General features: G+C 73.2%; 23 protein-coding genes and 2 pseudogenes. 16 read left to right on the plus strand and 9 right to left on the minus strand.

Features of this window, described 5'->3' with window-relative positions; all coding sequences use genetic code 11:
• Positions 1 to 80: 80 nt before the first annotated feature.
• Positions 81 to 584 carry a flavodoxin domain-containing protein gene (locus BN3788_RS15215; RefSeq protein WP_066587968.1) on the plus strand — a complete coding sequence of 168 codons (504 nt, stop codon included), beginning with the start codon at positions 81 to 83 and terminating at the stop codon, positions 582 to 584.
• Between the two features lie 24 nt (positions 585 to 608).
• On the opposite strand, the gene lipB is transcribed toward BN3788_RS15215, so the two are convergent.
• Positions 609 to 1,295, minus strand: coding sequence for a lipoyl(octanoyl) transferase LipB (gene lipB, locus BN3788_RS15220; protein WP_066587971.1), 687 nt, complete (start codon positions 1,293 to 1,295; stop codon positions 609 to 611).
• 9 nt (positions 1,296 to 1,304) lie between these two features.
• The gene (locus BN3788_RS15225; protein ID WP_234346676.1) at positions 1,305 to 1,847 is read right to left on the minus strand and encodes a MarR family winged helix-turn-helix transcriptional regulator; all 543 of its coding nucleotides are present in this window, start codon (positions 1,845 to 1,847) and stop codon (positions 1,305 to 1,307) included.
• 55 nt (positions 1,848 to 1,902) lie between these two features.
• Here BN3788_RS15225 and BN3788_RS15230 point away from each other — a divergent pair, with 55 nt between their 5' ends.
• The 3 genes and pseudogenes from BN3788_RS15230 to BN3788_RS19890 form a co-directional block, all read left to right on the plus strand.
• Positions 1,903 to 4,224, plus strand: a complete 2,322-nt coding sequence (locus BN3788_RS15230) for an MMPL family transporter (protein ID WP_066587974.1) — start codon at positions 1,903 to 1,905, stop codon at positions 4,222 to 4,224.
• Between the two features lie 49 nt (positions 4,225 to 4,273).
• Positions 4,274 to 5,335, plus strand: coding sequence for a Gfo/Idh/MocA family protein (locus tag BN3788_RS15235; RefSeq protein WP_066587975.1), 1,062 nt, complete (start codon positions 4,274 to 4,276; stop codon positions 5,333 to 5,335).
• A gap of 155 nt (positions 5,336 to 5,490) precedes the next feature.
• A pseudogene (locus BN3788_RS19890) lies at positions 5,491 to 6,021 on the plus strand (protein kinase domain-containing protein); the annotation flags it as partial.
• A gap of 958 nt (positions 6,022 to 6,979) precedes the next feature.
• Here BN3788_RS19890 and BN3788_RS15240 read toward each other — a convergent pair.
• The 4 genes and pseudogenes from BN3788_RS15240 to lpdA form a co-directional block, all read right to left on the minus strand.
• Positions 6,980 to 7,867, minus strand: a complete 888-nt coding sequence (locus tag BN3788_RS15240) for a TIGR01777 family oxidoreductase (protein ID WP_066587977.1) — start codon at positions 7,865 to 7,867, stop codon at positions 6,980 to 6,982.
• A 128-nt stretch (positions 7,868 to 7,995) separates the two neighbouring features.
• Positions 7,996 to 9,420 (minus strand): 2-oxoglutarate dehydrogenase, E2 component, dihydrolipoamide succinyltransferase, encoded by a 1,425-nt coding sequence (sucB, locus tag BN3788_RS15245; RefSeq protein WP_390620164.1) that lies wholly within the window; start codon positions 9,418 to 9,420, stop codon positions 7,996 to 7,998.
• Positions 9,421 to 9,549: 129 nt separating this feature from the next.
• Positions 9,550 to 9,733 (minus strand): annotated as a pseudogene (locus tag BN3788_RS19100) (biotin/lipoyl-containing protein); the annotation flags it as partial.
• A 30-nt stretch (positions 9,734 to 9,763) separates the two neighbouring features.
• The gene (lpdA, locus tag BN3788_RS15250) at positions 9,764 to 11,149 is read right to left on the minus strand and encodes a dihydrolipoyl dehydrogenase (RefSeq protein WP_066587979.1); all 1,386 of its coding nucleotides are present in this window, start codon (positions 11,147 to 11,149) and stop codon (positions 9,764 to 9,766) included.
• Positions 11,150 to 11,397: 248 nt separating this feature from the next.
• Here lpdA and BN3788_RS15255 point away from each other — a divergent pair, with 248 nt between their 5' ends.
• Positions 11,398 to 11,763 carry an oxidoreductase gene (locus tag BN3788_RS15255; RefSeq protein WP_066589501.1) on the plus strand — a complete coding sequence of 122 codons (366 nt, stop codon included), beginning with the start codon at positions 11,398 to 11,400 and terminating at the stop codon, positions 11,761 to 11,763.
• A gap of 126 nt (positions 11,764 to 11,889) precedes the next feature.
• On the opposite strand, the gene BN3788_RS15260 is transcribed toward BN3788_RS15255, so the two are convergent.
• Positions 11,890 to 13,395, minus strand: coding sequence for a leucyl aminopeptidase (locus tag BN3788_RS15260; protein ID WP_066589504.1), 1,506 nt, complete (start codon positions 13,393 to 13,395; stop codon positions 11,890 to 11,892).
• Positions 13,396 to 13,487: 92 nt separating this feature from the next.
• Here BN3788_RS15260 and BN3788_RS15265 point away from each other — a divergent pair, with 92 nt between their 5' ends.
• From BN3788_RS15265 to BN3788_RS19370, 3 genes are all read left to right on the plus strand, one after another.
• Positions 13,488 to 13,844, plus strand: coding sequence for a hypothetical protein (locus BN3788_RS15265; RefSeq protein ID WP_066587981.1), 357 nt, complete (start codon positions 13,488 to 13,490; stop codon positions 13,842 to 13,844).
• 1 nt (position 13,845) lies between these two features.
• On the plus strand, positions 13,846 to 14,286 hold the full coding sequence (locus BN3788_RS15270; RefSeq protein WP_066587982.1) for a hypothetical protein: 441 nt from the start codon (positions 13,846 to 13,848) through the stop codon (positions 14,284 to 14,286).
• 504 nt (positions 14,287 to 14,790) lie between these two features.
• Positions 14,791 to 14,958 carry a hypothetical protein gene (locus BN3788_RS19370; RefSeq protein ID WP_159066908.1) on the plus strand — a complete coding sequence of 56 codons (168 nt, stop codon included), beginning with the start codon at positions 14,791 to 14,793 and terminating at the stop codon, positions 14,956 to 14,958.
• Between the two features lie 302 nt (positions 14,959 to 15,260).
• On the opposite strand, the gene BN3788_RS19375 is transcribed toward BN3788_RS19370, so the two are convergent.
• Positions 15,261 to 16,031: a fructosamine kinase family protein gene (locus tag BN3788_RS19375; protein ID WP_147525146.1), complete on the minus strand. Its 771-nt coding sequence runs from the start codon at positions 16,029 to 16,031 to the stop codon at positions 15,261 to 15,263.
• 24 nt (positions 16,032 to 16,055) lie between these two features.
• On the opposite strand from BN3788_RS19375, the gene BN3788_RS19380 reads away from it, so the two are divergent.
• The 7 genes from BN3788_RS19380 (at position 16,056) to BN3788_RS15310 (ending at position 25,066) form a co-directional block, all read left to right on the plus strand.
• Entirely contained in the window at positions 16,056 to 17,018 is a 963-nt protein-coding gene (locus tag BN3788_RS19380) for an aminoglycoside phosphotransferase family protein (protein WP_159066909.1), read from the plus strand.
• Positions 17,019 to 17,110: 92 nt separating this feature from the next.
• Entirely contained in the window at positions 17,111 to 18,226 is a 1,116-nt protein-coding gene (gene ald / locus BN3788_RS15285; RefSeq protein ID WP_066587986.1) for an alanine dehydrogenase, read from the plus strand.
• Between the two features lie 92 nt (positions 18,227 to 18,318).
• Positions 18,319 to 19,809 (plus strand): amino acid permease, encoded by a 1,491-nt coding sequence (locus tag BN3788_RS15290; RefSeq protein WP_066587988.1) that lies wholly within the window; start codon positions 18,319 to 18,321, stop codon positions 19,807 to 19,809.
• Positions 19,810 to 19,867: 58 nt separating this feature from the next.
• The gene (locus BN3788_RS15295; RefSeq protein WP_066587991.1) at positions 19,868 to 20,413 is read left to right on the plus strand and encodes a dihydrofolate reductase family protein; all 546 of its coding nucleotides are present in this window, start codon (positions 19,868 to 19,870) and stop codon (positions 20,411 to 20,413) included.
• Between the two features lie 49 nt (positions 20,414 to 20,462).
• Positions 20,463 to 21,491, plus strand: a complete 1,029-nt coding sequence (locus BN3788_RS15300; protein ID WP_187138395.1) for an NAD-dependent epimerase/dehydratase family protein — start codon at positions 20,463 to 20,465, stop codon at positions 21,489 to 21,491.
• Between the two features lie 21 nt (positions 21,492 to 21,512).
• The gene (locus BN3788_RS15305; protein WP_082813065.1) at positions 21,513 to 23,615 is read left to right on the plus strand and encodes a M3 family metallopeptidase; all 2,103 of its coding nucleotides are present in this window, start codon (positions 21,513 to 21,515) and stop codon (positions 23,613 to 23,615) included.
• Positions 23,616 to 23,692: 77 nt separating this feature from the next.
• A complete protein-coding gene (locus BN3788_RS15310) occupies positions 23,693 to 25,066 on the plus strand; it encodes a M20/M25/M40 family metallo-hydrolase (RefSeq protein WP_066588001.1) in 1,374 nt (457 codons plus the stop codon).
• 12 nt (positions 25,067 to 25,078) lie between these two features.
• Here BN3788_RS15310 and BN3788_RS15315 read toward each other — a convergent pair whose 3' ends face one another.
• Positions 25,079 to 25,336: a DUF5703 family protein gene (locus tag BN3788_RS15315; protein ID WP_066588003.1), complete on the minus strand. Its 258-nt coding sequence runs from the start codon at positions 25,334 to 25,336 to the stop codon at positions 25,079 to 25,081.
• Between the two features lie 94 nt (positions 25,337 to 25,430).
• On the opposite strand from BN3788_RS15315, the gene BN3788_RS15320 reads away from it, so the two are divergent.
• Positions 25,431 to 25,760, plus strand: a complete 330-nt coding sequence (locus BN3788_RS15320; RefSeq protein ID WP_066588006.1) for a primosomal protein — start codon at positions 25,431 to 25,433, stop codon at positions 25,758 to 25,760.
• Positions 25,761 to 25,774 lie beyond the last annotated feature (14 nt).

A 25,774-nucleotide genomic window follows, 5' to 3' on the forward strand; every position in this document is an offset into this window, starting at 1 on the left:
CTGGCCTAGCGCGGCGGGTCCTCACCTGTGCACCCTGTTCCTGGGTGACGTCGCCCAATCGAATCGGCACGGAGGTCCTCTTGCGCATCTTGGTCAGCGTCGCCTCGCGACACGGAGCGACACAGGAGATCGGGACCGTCGTCGCCGAGGTCCTCGCAGAGGCGGGGCATGAGGTCGACGAGATCGAGCCCGACGACGTCGGCACCCTGGCGCCATATGCGGCGGGGGTCCTCGGCTCGTCCGTCTACAACGGCCGGCTCGCCGCCTCGTTGCGCGAGCTGGTGGACCGCCAGGAGGGCGCGCTCAGCGCCCGGCCGGTATGGCTGTTCTGGTCGGGGCCCGTGGGCGAGGACGCAGCGCCGCAGGAGCCCGACGACGTGAGGGACGCGGCGCGCCGCACGGGCGCCTATGCCGCGCAGTGCTTCCCCGGCCGGTTGCGGCCTGCTGAGCTGGGCATCGACGAGCGTGCCGTCGTCGCGCGGATCGACCCGGAGCCGGGTGACTTCCGCGACCTCGACGACGTGCGGGCGTGGGCGCGCACCATCGCCGAGCAGCTCCTGAGCCCGCGCGGCCCCGGGGGCTGATCTCCGCGATCTCCGGATGCGGGATCAGGTGGGGGAGAGGGGCTCGGCCCCTCGCGGCTCCAGCATCGGCCCCAACACGTCCGCGAGATGGCGCCGCACTAACGGCAGGGCTTCGGCGATGGACACTCGTCGGCCTGTCTCGAGCGACAGGGATGTGACGTCCGCGTCGGCGATGCCGCACGGCACGATGCGCTCGTAGGCGCCCAGGTCGGCGTCGCAGTTCAGCGCGAAGCCGTGCATGGTCACACCGCGGGCGACGCGGACGCCGATGGCGGCGACCTTCCGCGCCCGGCGCGCATGGGGCGCCGCGGCCGGGTCGGCCGGGAACCAGACACCGCTGCGCCCCTCGACCCGCTCGGCGGCGAGCCCCAGGTCGGCGCAGGCGCGGATCAGCGTCTCCTCGAGCGCCCGCACGTAGCGGACGACGTCGACAGGGCTCGGCAGCCGCACGATCGGGTAGCCGACGAGCTGGCCGGGGCCATGCCAGGTGATGCGGCCACCACGGTCCACGTCGACGACGGGGGAGCCGTCCACGGGCCGGTCCCAGGACGCTGTCCGGCGCCCTGCGGTGTAGACGTCCTCGTGCTCGCAGAGCAGCACGGTGTCCTCCCGCTCGCCCGCGGCCACCGCTGTGTGCACCTCGCGCTGGAGGTCCCAGGTCGGCTGGTAGGGGAGGAGGCGTGTCCCCAGGTCGAGCTCGACGAACTGCATGTGGTCAGGCTAGCCCTGGCCCGGCGCGCGGCCTGCGCCAGGCCGGTGGCTGGGCGCGTCCGGGCCGTTGGGCTTGGCGACGATGGCCAGGAGCTCCCTGAGCTGGTCGACCTGCCCGGCGGTGAGCCCGCGGGCGGTCATCTGCTCGGCGGGCGCCGGGTCGGCCGCGACGGCGGCTGCGGCACGCCCGGCATCGGTGACGGCGATCACGTGCCGACGGCGGTCGTCCTGGTGCGCGGAGCGGGTGATGTAGCCGGTCCGCTCCATCTTGGCGAGCACGCGGCTCATGGTCTGCTCGGTCACGCCGCACGCGTTCGCGAGCTCACGCTGGGAGTGCGGCCGGCGCATCAGGTGCACCAGGACGGGCAGGCTGGCGTGGTTGAGCTCCCAGCTGGACAGGTGGGTGTTCCACTCGCGCTCGACGCGGCGGGAGGCGGCCGAGAGCAGCCGCCCGAGCGGCCAGTCGCGCATGTCGGAGGAGCCCATCTGGTCCCACGGCATCCCGCCCTCGGCGGGCGGCTCCTGCTGCTGTGACAGGGGCTCGGTGGCCATCGGCTCGCGTCCTTCCGAATTGCGCATCGCGACCAGTGCCCTCATAGTACTCAGCATGCTGAGTAAAAGCGCCGGGGCAATCGGCCGAGCTCTCGTGATCGTCGCTGTCCTCGCCGCCTGGCTGGCGATCGGCGGTGTGGGGGGGATGGCTCAGGGTCGTCTCTCGCAGGTCCAGACGAACGACACGGCAGCCTTCCTGCCGTCGTCTGCGGAGTCGACCCGAGCCGCCGAGGCAGGTCAAGGTTTCATCGACAGTGAGACCTTACCGGTGCTCGTCGTCATGACGCCCTCGGACGGCGCGGAGGTCACGCCCGCGCAGGTCGCAGCCGTGCAGCAGTACCTGCAGACCCTCCCCGAGACGCCCATCCCCGGCGCCGACGCCGCCGCCGGCGACCCCACGACATTCGCCGACGTCCTGGCCGGCCCCACCGTCGCCGTCCCCTCGGAGGACGGCGAGGCGCTGCTCATCCCGTTGTCCCTCGACGCCGCAGTCACCGAGGAGCCGCTGGCCGATGGCGAGGGTGTCACCGGCGCAGTCGTCTCCGAACTGCGCGCCTCCCTCGCGGACGAGCTCGGGGCCACCGCGGACTCTGCCGGCGACCTCGGCCTGAACGCCTGGGTCACCGGGCCTGGCGGCTACGTGGCCGATCTGGTCGAGGCCTTCGGCGGCATTGACGGCGTGCTCCTCCTGGTCGCGCTCGGCGCCGTCCTCGTCATCCTGATCCTCGTCTACCGCTCGCCGTTCCTGCCGGTGATCGTGATCCTCTCTGCCGTCTTCGCGCTCTGCCTCGCCGCCCTCGTGGTCTACAACCTGGCCGACGCCGGCGTGCTCGTGCTCAACGGGCAGGCGCAAGGCATCCTGTCGATCCTCGTGGTGGGCGCCGCGGTGGACTACTCGCTGCTGCTCGTCAGCCGCTACCGCGAGGAGCTGCGCCGGGTCCCGAGCACCTACACGGCGATGGCGCGGGCCGTGCGTGGCTCCATCGAGCCGATCGCCGCGAGTGCCGGCACCGTGATCGCGGGCCTGCTGTGCCTGCTGCTCTCCGACCTCGGGTCCAACCGGAGCCTGGGCCCCGTGGGCGCGATCGGCATCGCCTCGGCCCTGCTGGCCACCCTCACACTGCTGCCCGCGCTGCTGCTCATCCTGGGCTCGCGCTCGCGTGGGCTGTTCTGGCCGCGCAAGCCCCGGCCCGTCGAGGGCGCCGCGGGCGCCACAGCCCCGGCGCTGCGGCCCACGGCCGAGGTGCTCACCGGGCTGTGGGGCCGCCTGGCCCGATTCGTCGGCGCCCACGCCCGCCCGGTCTGGGCCCTGACCACTCTCGTGCTCATCGGCGGCGCCGCGTTCCTGCCCACCCTGCAGGCCAGCGGCACCAACCAGTCCGATGTCTTCCTCACCCCGGTCGACTCCGTCGCGGGCGAGGAGGTGCTCGCCGAGCACTTCCCGGCCGGTGTCGTCCAGCCCGTCGTCGTGATCGCGCCGGAAGGCGACCTGGACGCGGTGATCGCGGCGGCCAAGGGAGTCGACGGGGTCGAGTCGGCCACGCCGGTCGCGGAGCGGGACTCGGGTGCGCCCGCAGGCGGCGCCCCGTCCGACGGGCCTCCCGCGGAGCCCCGTGTCGTCGACGGCATGGTCAAGGTCAACGTCGTCACCACAGCGGCGTCCGACACCCAAGACGCCGTGGAGACCGTCGAGTTGCTGCGCGACGAGGTGCACCAGGCGTCGCCCGACGCGCTCGTCGGCGGCGCCGCGGCGCAGACCCTCGACACGCAGATCGCCGGCGCCCGCGACCTCAAGGTCATCGTCCCGACGGTCCTCGCCGTGATCCTGGTCATCCTCGTGATCCTGCTGCGCGCCCTCGTCGCCCCGCTGCTGCTCGTCGTCGCGAACGTGCTGTCCTTCGCCGCGGCGCTCGGCATCTCCGCGGTGGTCTTCAACCACGTGCTCGACTTCCCCGGCGCGGACCCCACCGTCCCGCTGTACTCCTTCGTGTTCCTGGTCGCGCTCGGCGTCGACTACTCGATCTTCTTGATGACCCGCGTACGCGAGGAGACCGTGCACTTCGGCACCCGCGACGGGGTGCTCCGGGGCCTGGCCGTGACGGGCGGCGTGATCACCTCGGCCGGCGTGGTGCTGGCCGCGACGTTCGGGGCGCTCGGCATCCTGCCGCTGCTCTTCCTGGCGCAGCTCGCCTTCATCGTGGCCCTCGGCGTGCTGATCGACACGCTCATCGTCCGCAGCCTGCTGGTGCCCGCGCTGGTGCACGACCTGGGCCGCGTCGCGTGGTGGCCGAGCCGCCTCGCACGCGCCGACGTCGAGGCCGAGGTCCTGGCCGACCACGATCCGGGCCTGGCCACGGCGTCGGGTGGGGGGCGCTGACACCAACCCGCGCTCTGCCGCCTCCCGCCCCGCCGCCTAGGGTGAGCGCATGAGCGTCACAGAGCGGGTGGGACTGGTCGGATACGGATCCGCGGGGCGCACGATCCACTCCCGGCTGCTGCGGGAGGCCGGGCTGCGGGTGACGCACGTCGTCACCCGCAGCCCCGAGCGGTCCGCCGCCGCACGCGAGGACTGGCCCGGCGTGACAGTCGTGCCGAGCCTGCAGGTGCTCCTCGAGAGCGCGGCCGAGCTCGACCTCGTCGTCATCGCGAGCCCGACGGCCGAGCACGCCGAGCAGGCGCATGCGGTGCTCGCGGCAGGTGTGCCAGTGGTCGTCGACAAGCCGCTCGCGACCACCACCGAGGCCGCGCGCACGCTGGCCCGGGCCGCCGAGGGCTCCGGAGGGCGGCTCACCGTCTTCCAGAACCGTCGCTGGGACCCCGAGCAGCTCACACTCCAGGCTGTCATCGCCGCGGGGGAGCTCGGCCGGGTGCACCGGTTCGAGCGCCGCTGGGAGCGTTGGCGTCCCGAGCCGCAGCACCGCTGGAAAGAGCAGGACCTGATCGGCGGAGGCCTGCTGCTCGACCTGGGCGCGCACCTCGTGGACTCGGCCATCCAGCTCTTCGGCGCCGTGACCAGCGTGTACGCCGAGCTCAGGTCGATCACGACCCCCGCCGAGGACGACGTGTTCCTCGCCCTGACGCACCGCTCGCCCGACGGCGGGCCCGGGGTGATCAGCCACCTGCAGGCCAGCGGGCTCGCCGGGGCGCCCGGTCCGCGCACCCGGGTGCTGGGGGACAAGGGCGCGTTCCTCGTGACGAGCTACGAAGGGGAGCCGACGCCGTTCGCCGTGCTCGACGAGGCCTGGGTCCACGGCGACGGAGGCGAGCTCGAGGGCTGGCTCGTGCGCGGCTCGGAGCGGATCGCCGTGCCCCGCGCCCCGGGTGGACACGAGGACTACTACCGCGCGGTGGTGCGCTGGCTCGACGAGGGCGCCCCGCCGCCGGTCGACCCCTGGGACGCGGTGCGCACCGCGGCAGTGCTCGACGCCGCCCGCGCCTCCGCCCGCGAGGAACGCGTCGTGGCGGTCGGGCCGGCGACGAGCGGCTGAGCACCTCGCCGACGTCGGTCGGCGCCTCGGCCTGTGGACAGCGCGGTTCGGGGGCTTCCGCACGGTTCGATGGGCGGATGCCGACGTCACGTCCCACCGGGGCCGCCGCCCCGCCCGACGACCGGGTCGACCCCGCGCTGGCGGCCGCGCTGCTCATGGCCGGATACCGGGCGCTCGGGCCCGTTGGACGCGGCAGCGGCGGCCCGGCCTGGTCGGCCACCTCGCTCGACGACCCGACGCTCCGCGTCGTCGTCCGCATGGTCGACCTGGCGCCAGACCCGCGTCGTGAGGCGCGCCTGCGTCGCCTGGTCGACGTCCAGCACCCGCACCTCGCCCGCCTGGTCGCGGCCGTCCCCGTCCCGCCGAGCCGGTGCGCGCTGCTGGTCGAGCACGTCCCCGGTCCGACGCTCGAGGCGTTGCGGGCGGCGCGCGGGCCGCTGACGTCCGGCGAGGCCGTCACCGTCGCGGTGCCACTCGCCGACGCGCTCGCCGCACTGCACTCGGCGGGGCTGGTGCACGGCGACGTCTCGCCCGCCAACGTGATCATCCGGCCGGACGGCTGCCCGGTCCTCGTCGACCTGCAGGGCTGCGTCGTCGACAGCGGGGGCACTGCGGGCTTCACGGCGCCGGAGGTCGAGCGGGGCGCCGAGCCGACGTCGGCATCCGACGTGCACGCCCTCGGGCAGACGGTGCTCGCCCAGCTCCCGCCAGATCGGCCGCCGGGGATGCCCAGCCCCGAGCTCACGGAGCTCCGGACTGTGCTCGCCGACGCGAGCGCCCTTGACCCCGCGGAGCGCCCGCACGCCCGGACGTTCGGCGACGCGTGCTTCCGAGTCGACGAGGCGCTGCCGATCGCCTTGCCGGATCCCGCCGTGCTCGCCCGGACAGAGCTGGTCCGGCTGGGTGCTGGCCCCGGTCCCCGCTCGAGCACGCGGCCCGGCTCGGCCTTGCGGGGAAGGGGCACGTCACGGCATCGAGCCGGTCGCCGGTGGCCGACTCCGTTGCTCGGGACGGCGATCGTCGCGCTCGTGCTCGGCGTCGGCGCCGTGGGCGTGGTCGCCGTGCTGCGCCTGGGGCAGGGCGAGCCCGGGTTGCCAGCAAGCGTGGCAGCCGATGCCAAAGCCGCTGCCGCCGCCGATGACGGCGTCGATGCCGGGGAGGCGGCCGCGAACAGGCAGGCGCCGCCCGCTGCCGAGACCAGGGCCCGTGACATGGTCGAATGGTCCGCGCCCGACCCGGTCGCGGCCGCTGTGGCGCTCACCTCCGCACGGATCGCGGCGATCGCCAGCGGTGACCCGGCCAGCCTCACCGCCGTGGAGGCGCCCGGATCGCCTGCGCATGTGGCGGACACCCGCCTGCTGGCGGACCTCGCGGCAGAGGGACTGCGAATCGAGGGCCTCGGCGTCCAGGTGCTCGACGCGCAGCCGATGCCGAAACCCGCCGTGCACGTGCTCACCGCAGGTGCGGCCGTCGCGCTGCCTGAGCAGCTCGTGGCACGGGTGCGCGTCACCTCGACGGTCTCGGCCCACCAGCGGGTGACCGCCGAGGGCGTGCTCCATCACGAGGCCGCCGCGGGCGAGCCCACCACAGTGGTGCTGGTCCTGCGCTTGACCGCTGCGGGCTGGCGGGTCGCCGAGGTCGAGGTCAGCCCTGGGGGACGTAGCGGGCGGCGGACCCGACATCGGGGTGGCGAGGAGCGAATCCGCTCGCCAGCAGCTTGGCGGGGGAGGCGCGCACCGAGCCGAGCACCTCCTGTGACAGGTCGCCCAGCACGAGCCTCAGCGCCCAGGCAGGCGGTTGGAGCACCGCGGGCCGGTGCAGCTCGGCGGCGAGGGCGCGGGTGAGCTCCGCGTTCGTGGTGGCGGACCCGACCAGGTTGACCGGGCCGTGCACCGGGGCCTCGAGCAGATGGACGATGGCCCCGACCTCGTCGGGCAGGGTGATCCAGCTCCAGAACTGCCGGCCCGTGCCGAGTGGGCCGCCCAGCCCGAGGCGCAGCAGCGGCAGCAGCCGCCCGAGCGCGCCACCGCGCGGCGCCAGCACGATGCCGGTGCGCAGGTGCGCGACCCGGATGCCCGCGGCCTCGGCCGCCTGGGTGGAGGCCTCCCAGTGCCGGACCACCCCGGCGAAGAACGTCTGCCCGAGCGGCTCCGACTCGTCGACCACCACGTCGCCGCGGTCGCCGTAGGCGCCGATCCCGGAGGCCTGCAGCAGGACCGTCGGAGGAGTGTCCAGGCTGGCAAGCGCCTCGGCAAGGAGGGTCGTCGACCGGGTGCGCGAGGCCAGCACCTCCCGCTTGCGGGCGCCGGTGAGCGGCCAGTCGCCGATGTTCGTCCCCGCCAGGTTGACGACGGCGTCCGCGCCGCGCAGGTCTTGGGCGTCGAGCCGGCCCGCGCGGGGGTCCCAGCTCACCTCGTCGGGCCCCTGGGCCGGGCGGCGGACGAGTCGGCGGATGCGGTGCCCCCGGTCGCGCAGCTCGGCGGTCAGGGCCGTCCCGATGAGGCCGTGCGAGCCGGCGATGACGATGTCCATAGGGCCACCCTAGGGAGACAGCCCTCCCGTGGGTCGGTGGGCGCCGTCGACACACGTCGCCGGAGCATGACGCTGCCCCCGTCAGCCGGTGTGAGCCGGCCGCCGGGGGCAGCGGGGACGAGCAGGTGTCAGAGGCCGACCTGGTCCTCGAACGCGCCCTCTTCGATGCGCTGCTTGACCGTCATGAGGTAGCGCGACGCGTCGGCGCCGTCCACCAGGCGGTGGTCGTAGGACAGCGACAGGTAGCACATCGACCGGATCGCGATGACCTCGGCGCCGTCGGCGTCCGTCGTGACGACGGGACGCTTGACGATGGTGCCGGTGCCCATGATGGCGGAGGTGCCACCGGGGACGATGGGCGTGTCGAAGAGCGCGCCGCCCGAGCCGGTGTTCGTCACCGTGAAGGTGGCGCCGCTCAGCTCGTCGGGCTTGACCTTGTTGTCACGCGTGCGGGCCGCGAGGTCCGCGATCTTGCGGGCGATCCCGGCGAGGTTCATCCCGCCGGCGTCGCGGATGACCGGCACGAGCAGGCCGCGCGGGGTGTCGACGGCGATGCCGACGTTCTCCTCGCCGTGGTACGTGATCTGGTTGCCCTCGAGCACCCCGTTGACCTTGGGGTGCGCCTTGAGGGCCTCCGTGGCCGCCAGGACGAAGAACGGCAGGAACGTGAGGTTGACGCCCTCGCGTGCCTTGAAGTCGTTCTTGGCCTTCGCCCGGAGCCGCGCGACCTTCGTCACGTCGACCTCGACCACGGTGGTCAGCTGCGCCTGGCTGTGCAGGGCGTCGACCATGCGCTCGGCGATGATCTGGCGCAGGCGGCTGGCCTTCTCGGTGGTGCCACGCAGCGGCGACACCTCGACCGGGGCGGCAGCCTTGGCGGCGGCGGGAGCAGACGCGGCGGGCTTGGCCTCAGCAGCCTTCGCCGCCTCGGCGGCCTTGGCGGCAGCCTCGAGGACGTCCTCCTTGCGGATCCGCCCACCGACGCCCGTGCCCGAGAGGGTGGCGACGTCGACGCCCTTCTCGGCCGCGAGCTTGCGGACGAGCGGCGTGAGGTACGTGCCAGCGGCGGCCGGAGCGGCCGGGGCGGCGGGGGCCGCGGCCGGCTGGGCCGGAGCCTGCGGTGCGGCCGGGGCCGCCTCAGTCGGCTGCGCCGGAGCGGCCGGAGCCGTCTCAGGGGCGGGGGCTGGAGCAGCCGCCGGAGCCGCAGCCGCCGGAGCGGCAGCTGCCGGAGCGGAGCCCGAGCCGATGACGGCCAGCACGGCGCCGACCTCGACGGTCTCGTCCTCCTGGACCCGGATCTCCTGGAGCGTGCCCGCGAGGGGCGAGGGGATCTCGGTGTCGACCTTGTCGGTCGAGATCTCGAGCAGCGGCTCGTCGACCTCGACGGTGTCGCCGACGCTCTTCAGCCAGCGGGTGACGGTGCCCTCGGTGACGGACTCGCCGAGCGCGGGGAGGGTGACCTCCTCGCCGCCGGAGCCGCCCGCTGCGGGGGCTGGCTCTTCTCCCCATCTGACGCTGCCGACGATCCTACGCGTGCGCGCGCGCGCGGTTATGTAGATACATTCGATAACATTTTTGTGTGTTTTTTTTCTTTTTTTTTTGTTTCTTTTCAAGCAGAAGCCGGCATCCGAGATTTCTCCCTTTCTCGTGGGCTCGGAGAGGGCTCGGAGAATGTGTATAAGAGACAGGGATCTGCTCGAGCACGCCCGCGAGGGGCGAGGGGATCTCGGTGTCGACCTTGTCGGTCGAGATCTCGAGCAAGGGCTCGTCGACCTCGACGGTGTCGCCGACGTTCTTCAGCCAGCGGGTGACGGTGCCTTCGGTGACGGACTCGCCAAGGGCGGGGAGCTGCACGTTGTCAGACATGACCGCTCGTGTCTCCTTCGATTCGTGGGGTCAGTTGTGGGCGTGCAGCGGCTTGCCGGCGAGCGCGAGGTGCGCTTCCCCGAGAGCCTCGTTCTGCGTGGGGTGTGCGTGGACCAGTGCGGCGACGTCCTCCGGGTAGGCCTCCCAGTTGACGATGAGCTGGCCCTCTCCGATGAGCTCGCCGACGCGGGCGCCGATCATGTGGACGCCGATGACGGGGCCGTCCTTCTGGCGGACCAGCTTGATGAACCCGGCGGTGCCGAGGATCTGGCTCTTGCCGTTGCCACCGAGGTTGTACTCGAGGGTTTCGACGGCGTCTGCGCCGTGGATCTCCTTGGCCTTGGCCTCGGTGAGCCCGACGGAGGCGACCTCGGGGTCGGAGTAGGTGACGCGGGGGATGCCCGACTCGACGATCGGCTGGGGGTTGAGGCCCGCGATCTGCTCGGCGACGAAGATGCCCTGCGCGAAGCCGCGGTGCGCGAGCTGCAGGCCGGGGACGATGTCGCCGACCGCGTAGATGTTGCCGACGCCGGTGTGCAGGCGCTCGTCGGTGATGACGAAGCCGCGGTCCAGGGTCAGGCCCTGCTCCTCGTAGCCGAGGCCCGCGGTGACGGGGCCACGGCCGACGGCCACCAGCAGCAGGTCGGCGTCGAAGGTCTTGCCGTCCTCGAGGGTGACGTGCACGCCGTTGTCGTCCTGCGTGACGCCCTGGAAGCGGACGCCCAGGTTGAAGCCGATGCCGCGCTTGCGGAACGCGCGCTCGAACGCCTTGGACAGCGCCTCGTCCTCGTTGGGGACTAGGTGGGGGAGCGCCTCGATGATCGTGACGTCGGCGCCGAAGGAGCGCCACACGCTGGCGAACTCCGAGCCGATGACGCCGCCGCCGAGGATGATCGCGGAGCGCGGCACCCAGTCGAGCTGGAGGGCCTGGTCGGAGGTGATGACCCGGCCGCCGATGTCCAGGCCGGGGAGCGAGCGGGCGTAGGAGCCAGTGCCGAGGACGATGTTCTCGCCCGTGACGCGCTGGCCGTTGACCTCGACGGCGTTCTTGTCGACGAGCTTGCCGTAGCCCTCGAAGACGGTGATCTTGCGGGACTTGATCAGCCCCTGCAGGCCCTTGTACAGCCGGGCGACGACCGACTCCTTGTACTGGTTCACCCCCGCCATGTCGATGCCCTTGAGCTCGGTGTGCACACCGAAGTGGGCTCCGTCGCGTGCGTTGTCGGCGATCTCGGCGGCGTGCAGCAGCGCCTTGGTCGGGATGCAGCCGTTGTGCAGGCAGGTCCCGCCCAGCTTGCCGCCCTCGATCAGCGCCACGCTCTTCCCGAGCTGGGCGCCGCGGAGCGCAGCCGCGTAGCCGCCGCTACCTCCGCCCAGGACGACGATGTCGAAAGCGGTTCCGGTGGTGTCGGCCACGTGCAACTCCTCAGGTGCAGACGTGTAAGTTCTTGCTGTTCGGCGACCATCTTGTCATCCCGGCGCCTGACGAACGAACCTGATCAGCCGTTCTGCGTTGTGACGCTGAGAACATTCGTCCCATGTATGTCCGGCTTGTCCGCGTCATCGCCCGCGTCTGTGACCGCGGGCACACGCCGAGCGGCCCCGGCGAGACCAACGACCCAGAGGGCGCGGTGCGCGCGTGGTCCGGTCGGTACGCTGCCGTCATGGGTCTGTTCACACGCTGGCGTCGCGCTGGACGCAACACGACGCCGCCAGAGGCAGCGCCTGAGAAGGGCCGCGACCGCGAGCGGGCCACCATGGCGCACCTCGGCGACTTCGTCGCCACCCGGGTGGGCGTCGAGGCGTACGTCGAGCCGCAGACCAACGTCACGCAGACGACTGTCATGTTCATCGCCACCGACGGCGAGTGGACCCGGCGCCGGGTGCCCGACGCGAAGACCGCCTATGAGATCGCCCGCACGCTCGGAGTCCCCGTCTACGACGTGCAGCGCACCGGGTACCCGCAGCGCATGCGGGACTGGAACACCCGGCAGCGCCTCGAGCGCCAACGCCGCCGCGGGCAGGCCTGACAGCCGAGGTCGACACGGCACGGCGCATCACGGCCCCGGCCCCGGCCCCAGCACAGAAGAACGGCCCGGTCAGGAATCCTGACCGGGCCGTTCTGCTGTGCCGCGCCGTGACGGCGCCGGTGACGACTACTTGGAGCTGGCGGCCGCGCGGGCCTCGACGAGCGCGAGGAGCGTCCGCACGCCCACACCCGTGCCGCCGATCGGCGTGTAGCCGTGCGGGGCCTTCTCGTTGAACGAGGGGCCGGCGATGTCGAGGTGCGCCCACGGCGTGGAGCCGACGAACTCCTGCAGGAAGAGCCCGGCGCTCAGCATCCCGCCGAAGCGGTCGCCGATGTTCGCCAGGTCGGCGACCTTGGACTTGAGCCCGGCACGCAGCTCGGCTGGCATCGGCATCGGCCAGAACTGCTCGCCGGCCGCGTCCGCCGCGGCCACGACCTCGGAGCGAACGTCCTCCGAGCCCATCACCGCCGAGACCCGGTTGCCGAGCGCGACGATCTGCGCGCCGGTCAGCGTCGCGATGTCGAGGACGACGTCGGGCTTCTCCTCGACTGCCGCGGCCAGGCCGTCGGCCATGACCAGGCGGCCCTCGGCGTCGGTGTTGAGCACCTCGACCGTCTTGCCGCCACGGATCGTGATCACGTCGGACGGGCGCTGCGCCGTGCCCGACGGCATGTTCTCGGCGAGGCAGAGCCAGCCCGTGACGGCGACCGGCAGCTCGAGCTGTGCGGCGGCGAGGACCGTGTGCAGCACGGCGGCGGCGCCAGCCATGTCGGACTTCATCGCCTCCATGCCGGCGGCGGGCTTGATGGAGATGCCGCCCGAGTCGAACGTGATGCCCTTGCCGACCAGTGCGACCTTCGCGGTGGGCTTGCTCGGGGTGTAGGCGACCTTGACGAGGCGCGGCCCGCGGGCCGAGCCCTGGCCGACGCCCGTGAGGCCGCCGTAGCCGCCGGCGACGAGCGCCTTCTCGTCGAGGACCGTGATCTTCAGCGCGCTGCCGCGACCGGCCTCCTTCACCGCGGCCTTGGCCAGGTCGGCGAACGCGGCGGGGTAAAGGTCATTCGGGGCGGCGTTCACCAGGTCGCGGGTGGCGTGGACGGCGTCCGCGACGACCTCGGCGCGCGTCACCGCGGCCTTGACCGCCTTGTCCTTGGCCAGGGGCGTGACGACCTGGAGCTCCGCGACGGGGGCCGCCTTCGCGCTCGCCTCGGCGTCGCGGTAGCGGGTGTACGAGTAGGCGCCGAGCAGCGCGCCCTCGGTGACGGCCGACAGCGCGGCGACGTCGTCGGCGGGCAGCGCGAGGGCTGCCGAGGCCGAGCCCGCGAGCTCGCGCACGGCGGCGCCAGCGGCACGGCGAAGGGTCTCCGCGTCGGGGGACTGCGTCGGCCCGACACCCGTCAGGACGAGCAGCCTCGCCGCGATGCGGCCGCCGGTGGGGAGCTTGCGCACCTCGTCGACGGCGCCGGTGATGCCCAGCGGGGCGGCGACGGCCGAGATCTCGGCGCGCCCCTCCGCGGGCAGCCAGTCGGCGTCGACGAGCCGGGGACCGCTGTCGCCCTGGGCGACGGCGACGACCAGGGCGTCGACGGAGAGGAGTTCAGGGTTCTTGGAAGTCAGAGTCACTCGGGGCACAGCCCGATCGTAGTCCGGATGGCGGTACGGGCCAGTGACCTTGGGCTCCGCACGCGCCTGGGCGGGCATCCGCGCCGGTACGGTGGGGCCTCGTGGTCGGTCCCCTCGCACTCATCGTGATCGGAGCCGCGACCGTCCTCGCGGCCTGGGCGGCGTGGTTCGTCGTCCGCGACCGCGCGGTGATCCTGCGCCAGCTCTGGGGCGGCGCCGTCGTCGAGGGCCTGATGGTGGTGCAGGCGGCCGTCGCGCTGGTGCTCGTGCTGAACGGCACGGGCTCGCCGGAGCCGGGGACCTTCTGGGGCTACATCGTGGTGCAGCTGATGATCCTGCCGTTCGCCGCCGCATGGGCGTTCGCGGAGCGCACTCGCTGGAGCTCGGTGGTGCTGCTGGTCGCGTGCCTGACCGTGGTGTTCTTGGAGTACCGACTGCTGCAGATCTGGATGGGGTGACATGGGCATCAAGCTGCCGGAGCAGACCGCCCCCGCGCCGGGGAGCACGTCCTCAGGCCCTGGTCGGGCGCTCGTCGCCGTCTACGGGGTGTTCGCGCTGGCCGCGACCGCGCGGGCTGGCTTCCAGATCGCGACCAAGCTGGGCGAGGCGCCGTTGGCCTATCTGCTGTCGGGGCTGTCGGCGGTGGTCTACGTGGTCGCGACGGTCGCGCTGGCGAAGGGATCGCCGAGGGCCCGCCGGGTCGCGTGGGCGGCGGTGCTGGTCGAGCTCGTCGGGGTGCTCGCCGTCGGCGCCCTGTCCCTCCTCGACGCGAGCGACTTCCCGGACGAGACCGTGTGGTCCGGCTTCGGGGCGGGCTATGGCTACGTGCCGCTGGTGCTGCCGTTCCTGGGCATCGCATGGCTGTGGCACACGCGGCCGAGGGGCCCGTCCACGGACTGAGGCCGCGACCCGGCCGCGTGAGAATTTTCACAGGTGGTCGGCTCTCGGCGCGCCGCCCGGCCGAGTGCTCGGGGGCCCCTCAGCGGCGGTCACGGCGCGCCGCCTCGCGTGGCGTCCGCCGTGACGTCCCAAGCGTCGTCATCCGGCCCGCGTCGCCTCCGCACCGGACTCGGCGGGGACGCCATCAGGCGGGTTGCGAGGCTCCCAGATCGCGATGATCGTCCTGGTCGCGGCGCGTGCTGCGGGCATCGGCACGCTGTTCACGCGGCCCCGCCCCCGGTCGCGCCGCGGCCGCGCCACGATCCGGGCACGGGGCTCCGACGTCGAGGCCCGACGCTCCGCAAGGGGGGCAGGGGAGCGCCGGGCGATGGCCACGGTACCGCCGTCGGCATGGGCTCGGCACGACCCGTGCACAGCAGCCGCCAGTGAGCGCTCATGTGGCAAACGAGGCGAGCGTCCCGCAGGATGGGTCGGCACCTTGACCCACATCTCCAGGAGACATCCATGAGTGGACCGGACCTCTCGAGCGCGGCCGCGGCTCCTCGGGCCGACGCCTCGGCGCACGACGCGTCGCCGATCTACGACGCGCTCGTGGGTGAGCTCGGCGACCCCACACAGGCGGCGCCCGCGCCCAAGAACAGCAAGCTGGCGCGGAGCTCCCGCGGCAAGTGACGGACGCGCGTCGGTGGGACCCGGCCTTCCGCGGGGAATAATCCGTGGACGGTTCGCGCTGACCACCCTGAGACTGGTGCTCCCGGTCTGCGCGGCGGTGTCAGCATCCCGCCGCGAAGGATCGGCCCGGACGTGGAGGACGCGCCCCTCGTGAGGGGTGGACGGACACGGTCCGGGTGGCTCGTCGCCGACAGCCCTCAACAAAGGCCCAGGGCGGTTCAAGTCGCGTGTGAAGAGGACAAGCGGACGCGGTGGACGGCGACGTAGAGATGCTGGCTGACGGGCCAGCGGCCCCGGGGCGCCTAAGGCGCGTACGGGGCCGCTAGGCGCCGCATCTGCTCCACGTAGTGGCCCCCGAACAGCACCGCGTGCACCGCGACCGGATACAGCTGGTGCAGCCCGACCCGCCGCATGAACCCCGGGCGCAACGGATGCGCCCGCTGGTACGCGGCGAGGACCTCGTCGAGGTGGGGGAGCCCGAACAGCGCGAGCATCGCGAGGTCCGACTCCCGGTGACCGCCGTGCGCGGCGGGGTCGATGAGGGTGGCGCCCTGCGGCGTCCAGAAGACGTTCCCGCCCCAGAGGTCGCCATGCAGGCGTGCCGGGGCGTCGTCGTCGTCGAGGTCGCCGCGGACCAGACGGGCGGCGACGGCGTCGAGCAGGCGCGTGTCGTCGGCGCCCAGCGCTCCACGACGGCTGCCCTGGCGGGCGATCGCCTCCAGTCGGCAGTGGGCGTAGAACTCGCCCCACCGGGGGAACTCCCCGTCCAGCATCGGCAGCGGATCGGACATGGGGCCGAAGTAGCCGCCCCCGTGCCAGCCGTCCGGAGGGCTGCCGAACGCGGGTGCGCCAGCGTCGTGCAGCGCGGCCAGCCCCGCCCCGAGGGCGCGGGCGGCGGCGCGGGTCGGCGGCGCCGCGGTGAGCCGCTCCAGGTCCAGATAGCCCGGCCCGACGTCGACCACCCCCACGACCGGCACGGCGTCGGCTGCGCGCAGCCAGTCGAGTCCTGCCGCCTCGCAGGCGAAGAAGCCGGCTGGCGCATCCGCCCGCTGCTTGCGGAACACCTCGCGCACGTGCGCCTCCCGTACCGTCAGTGCGTGACCCCAGAGACCGCGCGCCCCGACCTCGCAGTCCCGACGATCCTGCACGACGGCGTCGGCCGCACGCCGTCTGGCGCGCGGTGGATCGAGGAGCTGCCCGCCCTCGTCGAGCGTGCGGCACGGCGCTGGGACCTCACCCTCGGGGAGCCCTTCCGCGACGGCGCGTCGGCGTGGGTCGCACCCGCACGCACCGTCGACGGCCGGGCCGCGGTGCTCAAGGTGGGGTTCCCGCACGACGAGGCCCGCCACGAGGCGGACGCGCTGCGCGCCTGGGACGGCCGCGGCACGGTGCGGCTGTGGGCGCACGACCCGCAGGACTGGGCGCTGCTGCTCGAACAGGTCGTGCCCGGCGCCCCGATGACGGCCGTCAAGGCCGTGCCCGCGTCCGAGCTGCTGGCCGCCGGCGCCGCGGTGCACCGTGCCCTCGTGACGGCGTGCGCCACTGACGAACCCGGGCTGCCTGGGCTGCCGCACATGGCGGACGTGTGCCGCGCGTGGTCGCACACCCTGCTCGACCGGGCCGGACGCGCTGCCGCGGAGGGCGAGCTCGACGTGGACGGCGGCCTCGTCGAGCACGCCCATGAGCTGCTGCGCGAGCTGCCCACGACAGGCGCCGCCGCCGTCGTGCACGGCGACCTGAATCCGGGGAACCTGCTCCTCGGCCCCGACGACCGGTGGGTGGCGATCGACCCCAAGCCGATGCGCGGCGACCCCGCCTACGACCTGTGGCCCTTGCTGGAGCAGGTCGACTCGCCGTTCCGCTCCGCCGACCCGGCCCGCCTGCTGCGCGAGCGCACCGCCGTGGCCGCCGACGCCGCCGGCCTGGACCCGCAGCGCGTCGCCGCATGGGCGCTGGCCCGCTCCGTCGAGGCGGCGCTGTGGCGATGGGACGAGCTCGGCGACCTCGCCGGCGCCCAGCGCGAGCTGGACCAGGCGGCGGTGTGGGCCGCACTCGCATGAGCGGCGCCCGAATTGGCTGACGCGCGGGCGCTCGGCCGACAGACTGGGGCAGACCCGACGCACCCCCTCCACCGACCGCCAGGAGCCCCGCGATGAGGATCGGCATCCCGACCGAGGTCAAGAACCGTGAGTATCGCGTGGCCATCACGCCCGCAGGGGTCGACCAGCTCGTGACCGCAGGGCACGACGTCCTGGTCCAGGCCGGGGCCGGCGTCGGGTCGGCGATCTCGGACGACCTCTACGCCGACGCCGGCGCCCAGATCGTCGCGCGGGCCGCCGACGCATGGGAGGGCGCCGACCTGGTGTGCAAGGTCAAGGAGCCCGTGGCGTCGGAGTACGGGTTCCTGCGCGACGACCTCGTGCTCTTCGCCTACCTGCACCTGGCCGCCGACCGGCCCACCACGGACGCCCTGCTCGCGTCCGGCGCCACAGCCATCGCCTACGAGACGGTGCAGCTCGAGGACAGGTCGCTGCCGCTGCTCGCCCCCATGAGCGAGGTTGCCGGGCGGCTCGCCGCGCAGGTCGGCGCGTACCACCTGATGAAGAGCGTCGGCGGCTCCGGCAAACTCCTGGGCGGCGTGCCCGGCGTCGACGCGGCGAAGGTCCTGGTGATCGGCGGCGGGGTGGCCGGGCGCAACGCGGCCGAGATCGCGCGCGGGATGCGGGCCGACGTGACGATCCTCGACGTGTCGGCGCGCCGGCTGCGCGAGCTGGACGTGCAGTTCCAGGGCTCGGTGCGCACGCTCGCGTCGAACGCGTACACCCTCGAGCGCGAGGTGGCGGACGCCGACCTGGTGATCGGCGCGGTGCTGGTCCCCGGCGCGCGGGCGCCGCAGCTCGTGACCACCGCGCTGATCAGTCGGATGCGCCCCGGCTCCGTGCTCGTGGACGTGGCGGTGGACCAGGGCGGCTGCTTCGAGCCCACGCGGCCGACCACCCACGACGAGCCCACCTTCCGGGTGGGCGGAGCCGTGCTGTACGCCGTGGCGAACATGCCCGGAGTGGTCCCGGTCACCTCGACCCGGGCGCTCACCAACGCGACCCTGCCGTACCTGACCGCGCTCGCGGACCACGGGTGGCGGGCCGCCACCGCCGCCGACCCCGCTCTCGCCGGCGGCCTGGTCACGCACGCCGGGCAGCTCCTGAGCCCCGAGGTCGCGGCGGCGCACGGCTACGCGGTCGCCGCGGCCCCCGGGCTGACCGTCTGACCGGATCTGGTCTCCGGCGCGGGCCGCGCCTGGCCGCGCGGGCCCGGCGGCGCCTCGCTATCGTCGGGTGACCGCCGGACGAAAGGCGCGCCATGGCGATGCAGCGTCGCGTCAAGACCATCGAGCAGGCCATCGCGGAGACGGACGACCCGGGCCACCAGCTCAAGCACGACCTGCGGACGATCGACCTGATCTCCTTCGGGATCGGCGTCATCATCGGCACCGGCATCTTCGTGCTGACCGGTCAGCAGGCGGCGGTCAACGCCGGCCCGGCTGTGACCCTGTCGTTCTTGTTCGCGGGGATCACCTGCGCGTTCGCGGCGCTGTGCTACGCCGAGCTCGCGTCGAGCGTCCCGGTGGCGGGCAGCGCGTACACGTACTCCTACGCGACCCTCGGCGAGGTGATCGCGTGGATCATCGGCTGGGACCTGCTGCTGGAGCTCATGCTCGGCGCCGCCGTCGTGGCACGGGGCTGGTCTGCCTATCTGCAGACCCTGCTGGACCTGCCGAGCTGGATGGCGGGCGCGGAGGCGCGACCCGACTGGGCGGCGGTGGCGGTCGTCGTCGCGCTCACCTGCCTGCTGCTGCGGGGGGCCAAGGACGCGGGGCGGTTCACCGGCGCCCTGGTCGCGGTGAAGGTGACAGTGATCCTCATCGTGATCGGCGTGGGCATGCGGTACATCGACACCGCGAACTACCGGCCGTTCATCCCGCCGGCCGAGAAACTGCCACCGGACACGGCCGACGTGCTGCGGCAGCCGATCGTGCAGGCGTTCCTCGGCCTGGAGCCCACGGTCTACGGGGTCTACGGCATCCTCGCCGCGGCGTCGGTCGTCTTCTTCTCCTATATCGGCTTCGACATCGTCGCGACGACTGCCGAGGAGACCAAGAACCCGCAGAAGGACATGCCCCGGGGGATCCTCGGCTCGCTGCTCATCTGCACCATCCTGTACATGGCGGTGGCGGCGACCATCACCGGGATGGTGCCCTACCAAGACCTCAACGACGCGGACCCGCTGGCGCAGGCGTTCGAGTCCCTCGGCGTGACCTGGGCGGCGAAGCTCGTCGCGCTCGGGGCGGTGGTGGGCATCACGACGGTGATCCTCGTGCTGATGCTGGGACAGTCGCGCGTGCTGTTCGCGATGGCCCGCGACCGGCTCGTGCCCGAGCGGCTCGCGCGGGTGAACACGCACGGCGCCCCGTCGACCATCACCATGCTCATCGGCCTGGGGGTGGTGCTCCTGGCGGCCTTCGTGCCGCTCAGCGAGCTGTCGGAGCTGGTGAGCATCGGCACCCTGTTCGCGTTCACCGTGGTGTGCATCGCGGTCCCGGTGCTGCGCCGGACCCGGCCGGACCTGCCTCGGCCGTTCCGGACGCCATGGGTGCCGGTGGTGCCGATCCTGGGCGTGGCGACCTGCGTGTGGCTGATGCTCAACCTGCCCGTGGAGACGTGGCTGCGGTTCGTGGTCTGGATGATCATCGGGCTGGTGATCTACGGCACGTACGGCAGGCGCCACAGCCGCCTGGCCCCCGGGGTCCCGCCGTCGGAGGCGCCCGGCGCCCGCAGGACGCCAGCCGGGTGAGGCGCCCCCGGACTGGCGGGGCGGTTGCGGTGTCACACCCGGGTGGGACGCTGCCGGGATGACGCTGACCCAGTACTACGTGGCCGCCAGCATGGACGGCTACATCGCCGACGAGCAGGGCTCCCTGGACTGGCTGTTCCAGTTCAACGACGCGGAGGGCGTGGGCGAGCACGTCCAGGCGTTCATGGCCGACGTGGGCGCGATCGCCATGGGCGCGACCACCTACGAGTTCCTCCTCGGGGAGGGGGTGGCGTGGCCGTATCCGGGCCTGCGCACAGCGGTGTTCACGCATCGCGAGCTGCCGCTGTTCCCCGATGCCGACATTGAGCTGACCAGCGACGACGTGGCCGAGGTGCACGCCCGTCTGGTCCAGGCCGCCGCTGGTCGGAACGTGTGGCTGGTGGGCGGCGGCGGGCTCGTCGCGCAGTTCGCCGAGCGCGGGCTGCTCGACGAGATCTGGTTGGGCCTCGCGCCCGTGGTGCTGGGCGGCGGCTCGCCGCTGCTCCCCGCCCGGCTGGCCGGCACCTGGGAGCTGCGGGACGTCCAGCGGCTCGGCAGCTCGTTCATGGAGCTGCGCTACGGCCGGGGACCGCAGGAGGCCTGAGGCGGGCGCATGGCGTCGGAGCCTGTGCCGGTGCCGATAGCGTCGGCGCATGGCGGACGCGTTGGTGCTGGGCGGCAGCGGGCAGATCGGGCAGGCGGCCGTGCGCGCGCTGCTCGTCGACGGGTGGGACGTGCGCGTCCTGTGCCGGGGGTCGGGCGACCATGCCGGGCGGGTCCGGGCATGGGGCGCCGAGCCGGTCCTCGGCGACCGCCATGACCCTGCCGCGCTGGATCGTGCCCTGGGCGCCGGTGTCGACGTGCTGGTCGACGCGATCGCCTACGACGACCGTGACGCCGCCCAGGTGCTCGCATACCAGCACCGCGTCGGCTCGGCGGTGGTCGTCTCCAGCGCCGCCGTCTACGCGGACGGCGCCGGGCGCTCCCTCGAGACCGAGGAGTTCCCCGACCTGCCCGAGCCCGTCGGCGAGGAGCAGGCGACAGTCGCCCCGGGCCGCACGGGCTATGCCGGCGGCAAGGCAGCGCTGGAGCAGGCGTGGCTGGGCCAGCACAGGGTGCCGGCCACGGTGCTGCGGCCGGGGGCGATCCACGGCCCCGGATGTGTGCAGCCGCGCGAGTGGACATTCGTGAAACGCGCGCTCGACTCGCGCGCGGTGCGGGTCCTGGCCTTCGACGGCGAGAGCCGCTTCCACACCACGTCCAGCGCCGTGCTCGGCGAGCTCATCCGGCTGGCCGCAGCGGCCCCGGGGACCCGGGTGCTCAATGCCGTCGATCCCCAGGCGCTCACGGTCGCGGAGATCGGCGCGGCAGTGCATGCCGCGATGGGGCACGACGCTGAGACTGTGGCGTTCAGCGGGCCGCCGCGCGGCAACGTCGGCCTCACCCCCTGGGCCGTGCCGGCGCCCGTGGTGCTGGACATGGCGGCAGCCGCACGCGAGCTCGGCTACGTCGCGCCCGGCACGTATGAGCAGACCGTCGGGGCGGCGGTCGAATGGCTGCTCGCCGCCGGAGCTCGCGAGGACTGGCGCACGGTGTTCCCTGGTGTGGCGCGCATGGAGGCGGGGCGCGACTTCTTCGACTACGCCGCCGAGGACGACCACCTGGCGCGCGCCGCGCGCTGAGCGATCCCCGGGTCGGGAATGATGGCCGGCATGACGATCGACCTCGACCCGGCCAACCCCTTCGCCACCGAGTCCCCGCTGCCGTACGGGCTGCCGGACTTCACCCGCATCCGCGAGGAGCACTACCTGCAGGCCCTGCTCGCGGGCATGGCCCAGCAGCGTGCCGAGATCGAAGAGATCGCCACCGACCCCGCCGCGCCCACCCCGGAGAACACGCTGGAGGCGCTGGAGCGCTCCGGGCGGCTCCTGCACCGCGCGGCCACGGCATTCTTCAACCAGTCCAGCTCCGACTCCACGCCCGGGCTCGAGGCCATCGAGGAGGAGGTGGCGCCGCTGCTCGCGGCCCACTCCGACGCCCTGTACCTCGACGCGCGGATCTTCGCCCGGCTCGAGGCGCTGCACCAGGCGGTCGAGTCCGGCGACCTCGTGCTGGAGCCCGACACCGCCTGGCTGTTGCACCGCCAGCGCACGGCGTTCATCCGGGCGGGCATCGGCCTGGACGCCGAGTCCCAGGACCGGCTGCGCGCGCTCAACGCGGAGATCACGTCGCTGGAGACGGCCTTCGGCCGCAAGCTGCTGGCCGGCGCCAACGCCGCGGCGGTGCTGGTGAGCGACGAGCGCGAGCTTGACGGGCTCTCATCCGACGCCCGCGCCGCCGCCGCCCAGGCCGCGACGGACCGCGGCCACGAGGGCGCCTGGCTCATCGAGCTGCAGCTGCCCACCCAGCAGGCGCCGCTGGCCGTGCTGCGGGACCGCGCGCTGCGCGAGCGGCTGCACACGGCCTCCGTGACGCGTGGCGCCACCGGCGACGACCACGACACCCGCGCCACGGTGCTCGCGCTCGTGCGGCTGCGCGCCGAGCGGGCCCGCCTGCTGGGCTACGAGCACCACGCGGCGTACATCGCAGAGGACGCGACCGCGAGGACCTCCGAGGCGGCCACGGGCATCCTCACGCAGCTCGCGCCCGCCGCCGTCGCGAACGCCCGCGCCGAGGCGGCGGACCTGCAGGCGGCCCTGGAGCGCGACGTGCCGGGCGCCGAGCTCGAGGCATGGGACTGGGCGTACTACGCCGAACAGGTGCGCAAGGAGCGCCGCGCGCTCGACGACTCGCTGCTGCGGCCCTACCTCGAACTGGAGCGTGTGCTGTACGACGGGGTCTTCCGCGCGGCCACCGAGCTCTACGGCATCCGGTTCACCGAGCGCGCCGACCTCAAGGGCTACCACCCCGACGTGCGCGTCTTCGAGGTCTTCGAGGAGGACGGCACGGCGCTGGGGCTGTTCCTCGGCGACTTCTGGACCCGCGAGTCCAAGCGCGGCGGAGCCTGGATGAACAACCTGGTGGACCAGTCCCACCTGCTGGGCGAGAAGCCCGTGGTGGTCAACAACCTCAACATCCCCAAGCCCCCGGCAGGCGAGCCGACACTGCTCGCCTGGGACGAGGTCATCACGATGTTCCACGAGTTCGGCCACGCGCTGCACGGGCTGTTCTCGGATGTGCGGCACCCATCGCAGTCCGGCACCGAGGTGCCCCGGGACTTCGTGGAGTACCCGTCGCAGGTCAACGAGATGTGGGCGTGGGAGCCGTCGATCCTGCGCGCGTACGCCGTGCACCACGTCACCGGCGAGCCGATGCCCCAAGAGTGGGTCGACACGATGCTGGCCTCGCGGCTCGACAACGAGGGCTTCGCCACCACCGAGTACCTGGCCGCGGCGCTCCTGGACCAGGCCTGGTACCAGTTGGCGCCGGCGGACGTGCCCACCGACGCCGAGGACGTGGTGCCCTTCGAGGCCGCGGCGCTCGAGCGCGCCGGGGTGGCGTTCACGCCGGTGCCGCCGCGCTACCGCACCACGTACTTCAACCACGTGTTCGGCGGCGGGTACTCCGCCGGCTACTACTCGTACATCTGGTCGGAGGTGCTCGACGCGGACACGGTGACGTGGTTCGAGGAGAACGGCGGCCTCAACCGCGAGAACGGCGAGCGGTTCCGTCGCGCACTGCTCGCACGTGGCGGCTCGGGCGACCCGATGGACGCGTTCCGGGAGCTGCGCGGCCGTGACCCCGAGATCACCCCGCTGCTCGCGCGGCGCGGCCTGCTCGCGGCGGCGTCGGCCTCGACCGACTGAGCGGGGGCCGGGCACGGGGAGTCCACCGGGTGGCAGACGCCTGACCAGGTGATCCGCCGACGGGTACGGTGAGGGGCATGTCCGCAGGTGATGACCGTGCCTCGTCCACCGCGCCCGTCGGCGCCCCCGCTGCCTCAGGCGGCCACCCGACCGCCGCCGACGAGGTCGTCCGCATCTGCCAGGAGCTGATCCGGATCGACACGTCGAACTACGGCGACGGGTCCGGGCCGGGGGAGCGCGCCGCGGCGGAGTACGTGATGGGGCTGCTGACCGAGGTCGGGTTGGATCCCGAGTACTTCGAGAGTGAGCCCGGGCGGGCCAACGTCGTGGTGCGGCTCGAGGGGCGCGACCGCGAGCGTCCGGCGCTCGTGCTGCACGGTCACCTGGACGTGGTCCCCGCGCAGGCCTCCGACTGGTCCGTGGACCCGTTCGGCGGCGAGGAGCGCGACGGCCTGATCTGGGGCCGCGGCGCCGTGGACATGAAGGACATGGACGCGATGATGATCGCGGTCGTGCGGCAGATGGCCCGCGAGGGCCGCAAGCCCGCGCGCGACGTGGTGCTCGCCTTCTTCGCCGACGAGGAGGCCGGTGGGGTGCACGGCGCCCGCTGGGCGGTGGACCACCGCCCCGACCTCTTCGAGGGCGCCACCGAGGCGATCAGCGAGGTCGGCGGGTTCTCCGTCGAGATCGACGGCCGCCGGGCCTACCTGCTGCAGACCGCCGAGAAGGGCATCGGCTGGCTGCGCCTGGTCGCCGACGGGCGGGCCGGCCACGGCAGCCAGGTCAACCACGACAACGCCGTGACGCACCTCGCCGCGGCCGTCGCGCGCATCGGGCAGCACCCGTGGCCACTGGCCCTGACCCCGACGGTGGAGCGGCTGCTGCGCGGCGTCGCCGACCTCACCGGGCTCCCGTTCGACCCTTACGACCCGCAGACCGTCGACCGGCTAGTGCGGGCGCTCGGCCCCGCGTCGCGCTTCGTCGGCGCGACGCTGCGGAACACCGCGAACCCCACCCAGCTCAGCGCCGGGTACAAGGCGAACGTCATCCCCGGCCGCGCCGAGGCCGTCATCGACGGGCGCTTCCTGCCCGGCCACGAGGCGCAGCTCATGTCCACGCTGCACGAGCTGGCCGGCCCGGAGGTGCGGATCGAGGTGCTGCACCGGGACGTGGCGCTCGAGGTCCCGTTCGAGGGGGACCTGGTGGACGCGATGACGGCGGCGCTGCTCGCGGAGGACCCGGGCGCCGCTGTGCTGCCGTACACGCTCTCCGGCGGCACCGACAACAAGTCGCTGTCAGTGCTCGGCATCACCGGCTACGGCTTCGCCCCACTCCGGCTGCCCGCCGCGCTGGACTTCTCCTCGATGTTCCACGGCGTGGACGAGCGGGTCCCCGCCGATGCGCTGCGGTTCGGGGTCCGAGTCCTCGATCGGCTGCTCCAGACGGCCTGACCGGGAGGCCGGTCAGTCGCGGTCGCCCACCAGATCGAGCGTGCTGCGCACCCGGATGATCTTGCGCCGGAGCCACACCTTGCGCTCGCCACCGGAGTAGAGGCGGGAGCGGGCCAGCTCCCACCGTCCGTACTCGGCCTCCTCCGTCAGCCTTCTGCGGGTGTCGCCGCGGCTGACGGTGCCGGGGAAGGTCAGCACCCGGTACTCGAACTGCGCGGTGGGCGCGTTCCTCGCCCGCTGGACGGGACGTCCTGTGTGCCTGTCGGTCATCCGTCACCACCGTTCTCCTGACAGACCGGGACAACGCAGACCGGCCCCGGTTCATTCAGTGCCATTGTGCACGGCGCGGCGCTACCGTCGTGGCATGACCGCCGACCCCCGTGCCGCGCTTGACCGCCTGATCGCCGCCCTCGAAGCCCACTATCTCGCCGTGACCACCCGGCGTGGCGAGGACGACCCAGCAGTGGACGACGCGTACGACATCCTCGCCGACGCCTTCGAGGTGTACGACGACGCGCTGGCCACCGTGCATGGCGAGGCGACGCCGTTCGACCTCGCCGACGATGACGATGACGACGACGACGATGAGGACGACGACTTCGACGAGGAGGGCGACGCCCCCCACTCCGCCGACGACGACGAGTACGACGACCTGGACGACTTGGTCGACGGATCGGCCCGCCAGGACCAGTGACGGGCGGACATGAG

This window comes from Cellulomonas timonensis (genome assembly GCF_900046455.1).
GTDB classification, from domain to species: Bacteria; Actinomycetota; Actinomycetes; order Actinomycetales; family Cellulomonadaceae; genus Cellulomonas_A; species Cellulomonas_A timonensis.

Bases quoted from the DNA above. Each gene is read 5' to 3' on its own strand.
- lipB (WP_066587971.1), bottom strand. From the start codon at position 1,295: ATGCAGTTCGTCGAGCTCGACCTGGGGACACGCCTCCTCCCCTACCAG.
- ald (WP_066587986.1), top strand. From the start codon at position 17,111: ATGAGGATCGGCATCCCGACCGAGGTCAAGAACCGTGAGTATCGCGTG.
- BN3788_RS15315 (WP_066588003.1), bottom strand. From the start codon at position 25,336: ATGACCGACAGGCACACAGGACGTCCCGTCCAGCGGGCGAGGAACGCG.
- BN3788_RS15295 (WP_066587991.1), top strand. From the start codon at position 19,868: ATGACGCTGACCCAGTACTACGTGGCCGCCAGCATGGACGGCTACATC.
- BN3788_RS15300 (WP_187138395.1), top strand. From the start codon at position 20,463: ATGGCGGACGCGTTGGTGCTGGGCGGCAGCGGGCAGATCGGGCAGGCG.
- BN3788_RS15310 (WP_066588001.1), top strand. From the start codon at position 23,693: ATGTCCGCAGGTGATGACCGTGCCTCGTCCACCGCGCCCGTCGGCGCC.
- BN3788_RS15240 (WP_066587977.1), bottom strand. From the start codon at position 7,867: ATGGACATCGTCATCGCCGGCTCGCACGGCCTCATCGGGACGGCCCTG.
- BN3788_RS15320 (WP_066588006.1), top strand. From the start codon at position 25,431: ATGACCGCCGACCCCCGTGCCGCGCTTGACCGCCTGATCGCCGCCCTC.
- BN3788_RS15235 (WP_066587975.1), top strand. From the start codon at position 4,274: ATGAGCGTCACAGAGCGGGTGGGACTGGTCGGATACGGATCCGCGGGG.
- BN3788_RS15225 (WP_234346676.1), bottom strand. From the start codon at position 1,847: ATGGCCACCGAGCCCCTGTCACAGCAGCAGGAGCCGCCCGCCGAGGGC.
- BN3788_RS15255 (WP_066589501.1), top strand. From the start codon at position 11,398: ATGGGTCTGTTCACACGCTGGCGTCGCGCTGGACGCAACACGACGCCG.
- BN3788_RS15305 (WP_082813065.1), top strand. From the start codon at position 21,513: ATGGCCGGCATGACGATCGACCTCGACCCGGCCAACCCCTTCGCCACC.
- BN3788_RS19370 (WP_159066908.1), top strand. From the start codon at position 14,791: ATGAGTGGACCGGACCTCTCGAGCGCGGCCGCGGCTCCTCGGGCCGAC.
- BN3788_RS15230 (WP_066587974.1), top strand. From the start codon at position 1,903: ATGCTGAGTAAAAGCGCCGGGGCAATCGGCCGAGCTCTCGTGATCGTC.
- BN3788_RS15270 (WP_066587982.1), top strand. From the start codon at position 13,846: ATGGGCATCAAGCTGCCGGAGCAGACCGCCCCCGCGCCGGGGAGCACG.
- BN3788_RS15290 (WP_066587988.1), top strand. From the start codon at position 18,319: ATGGCGATGCAGCGTCGCGTCAAGACCATCGAGCAGGCCATCGCGGAG.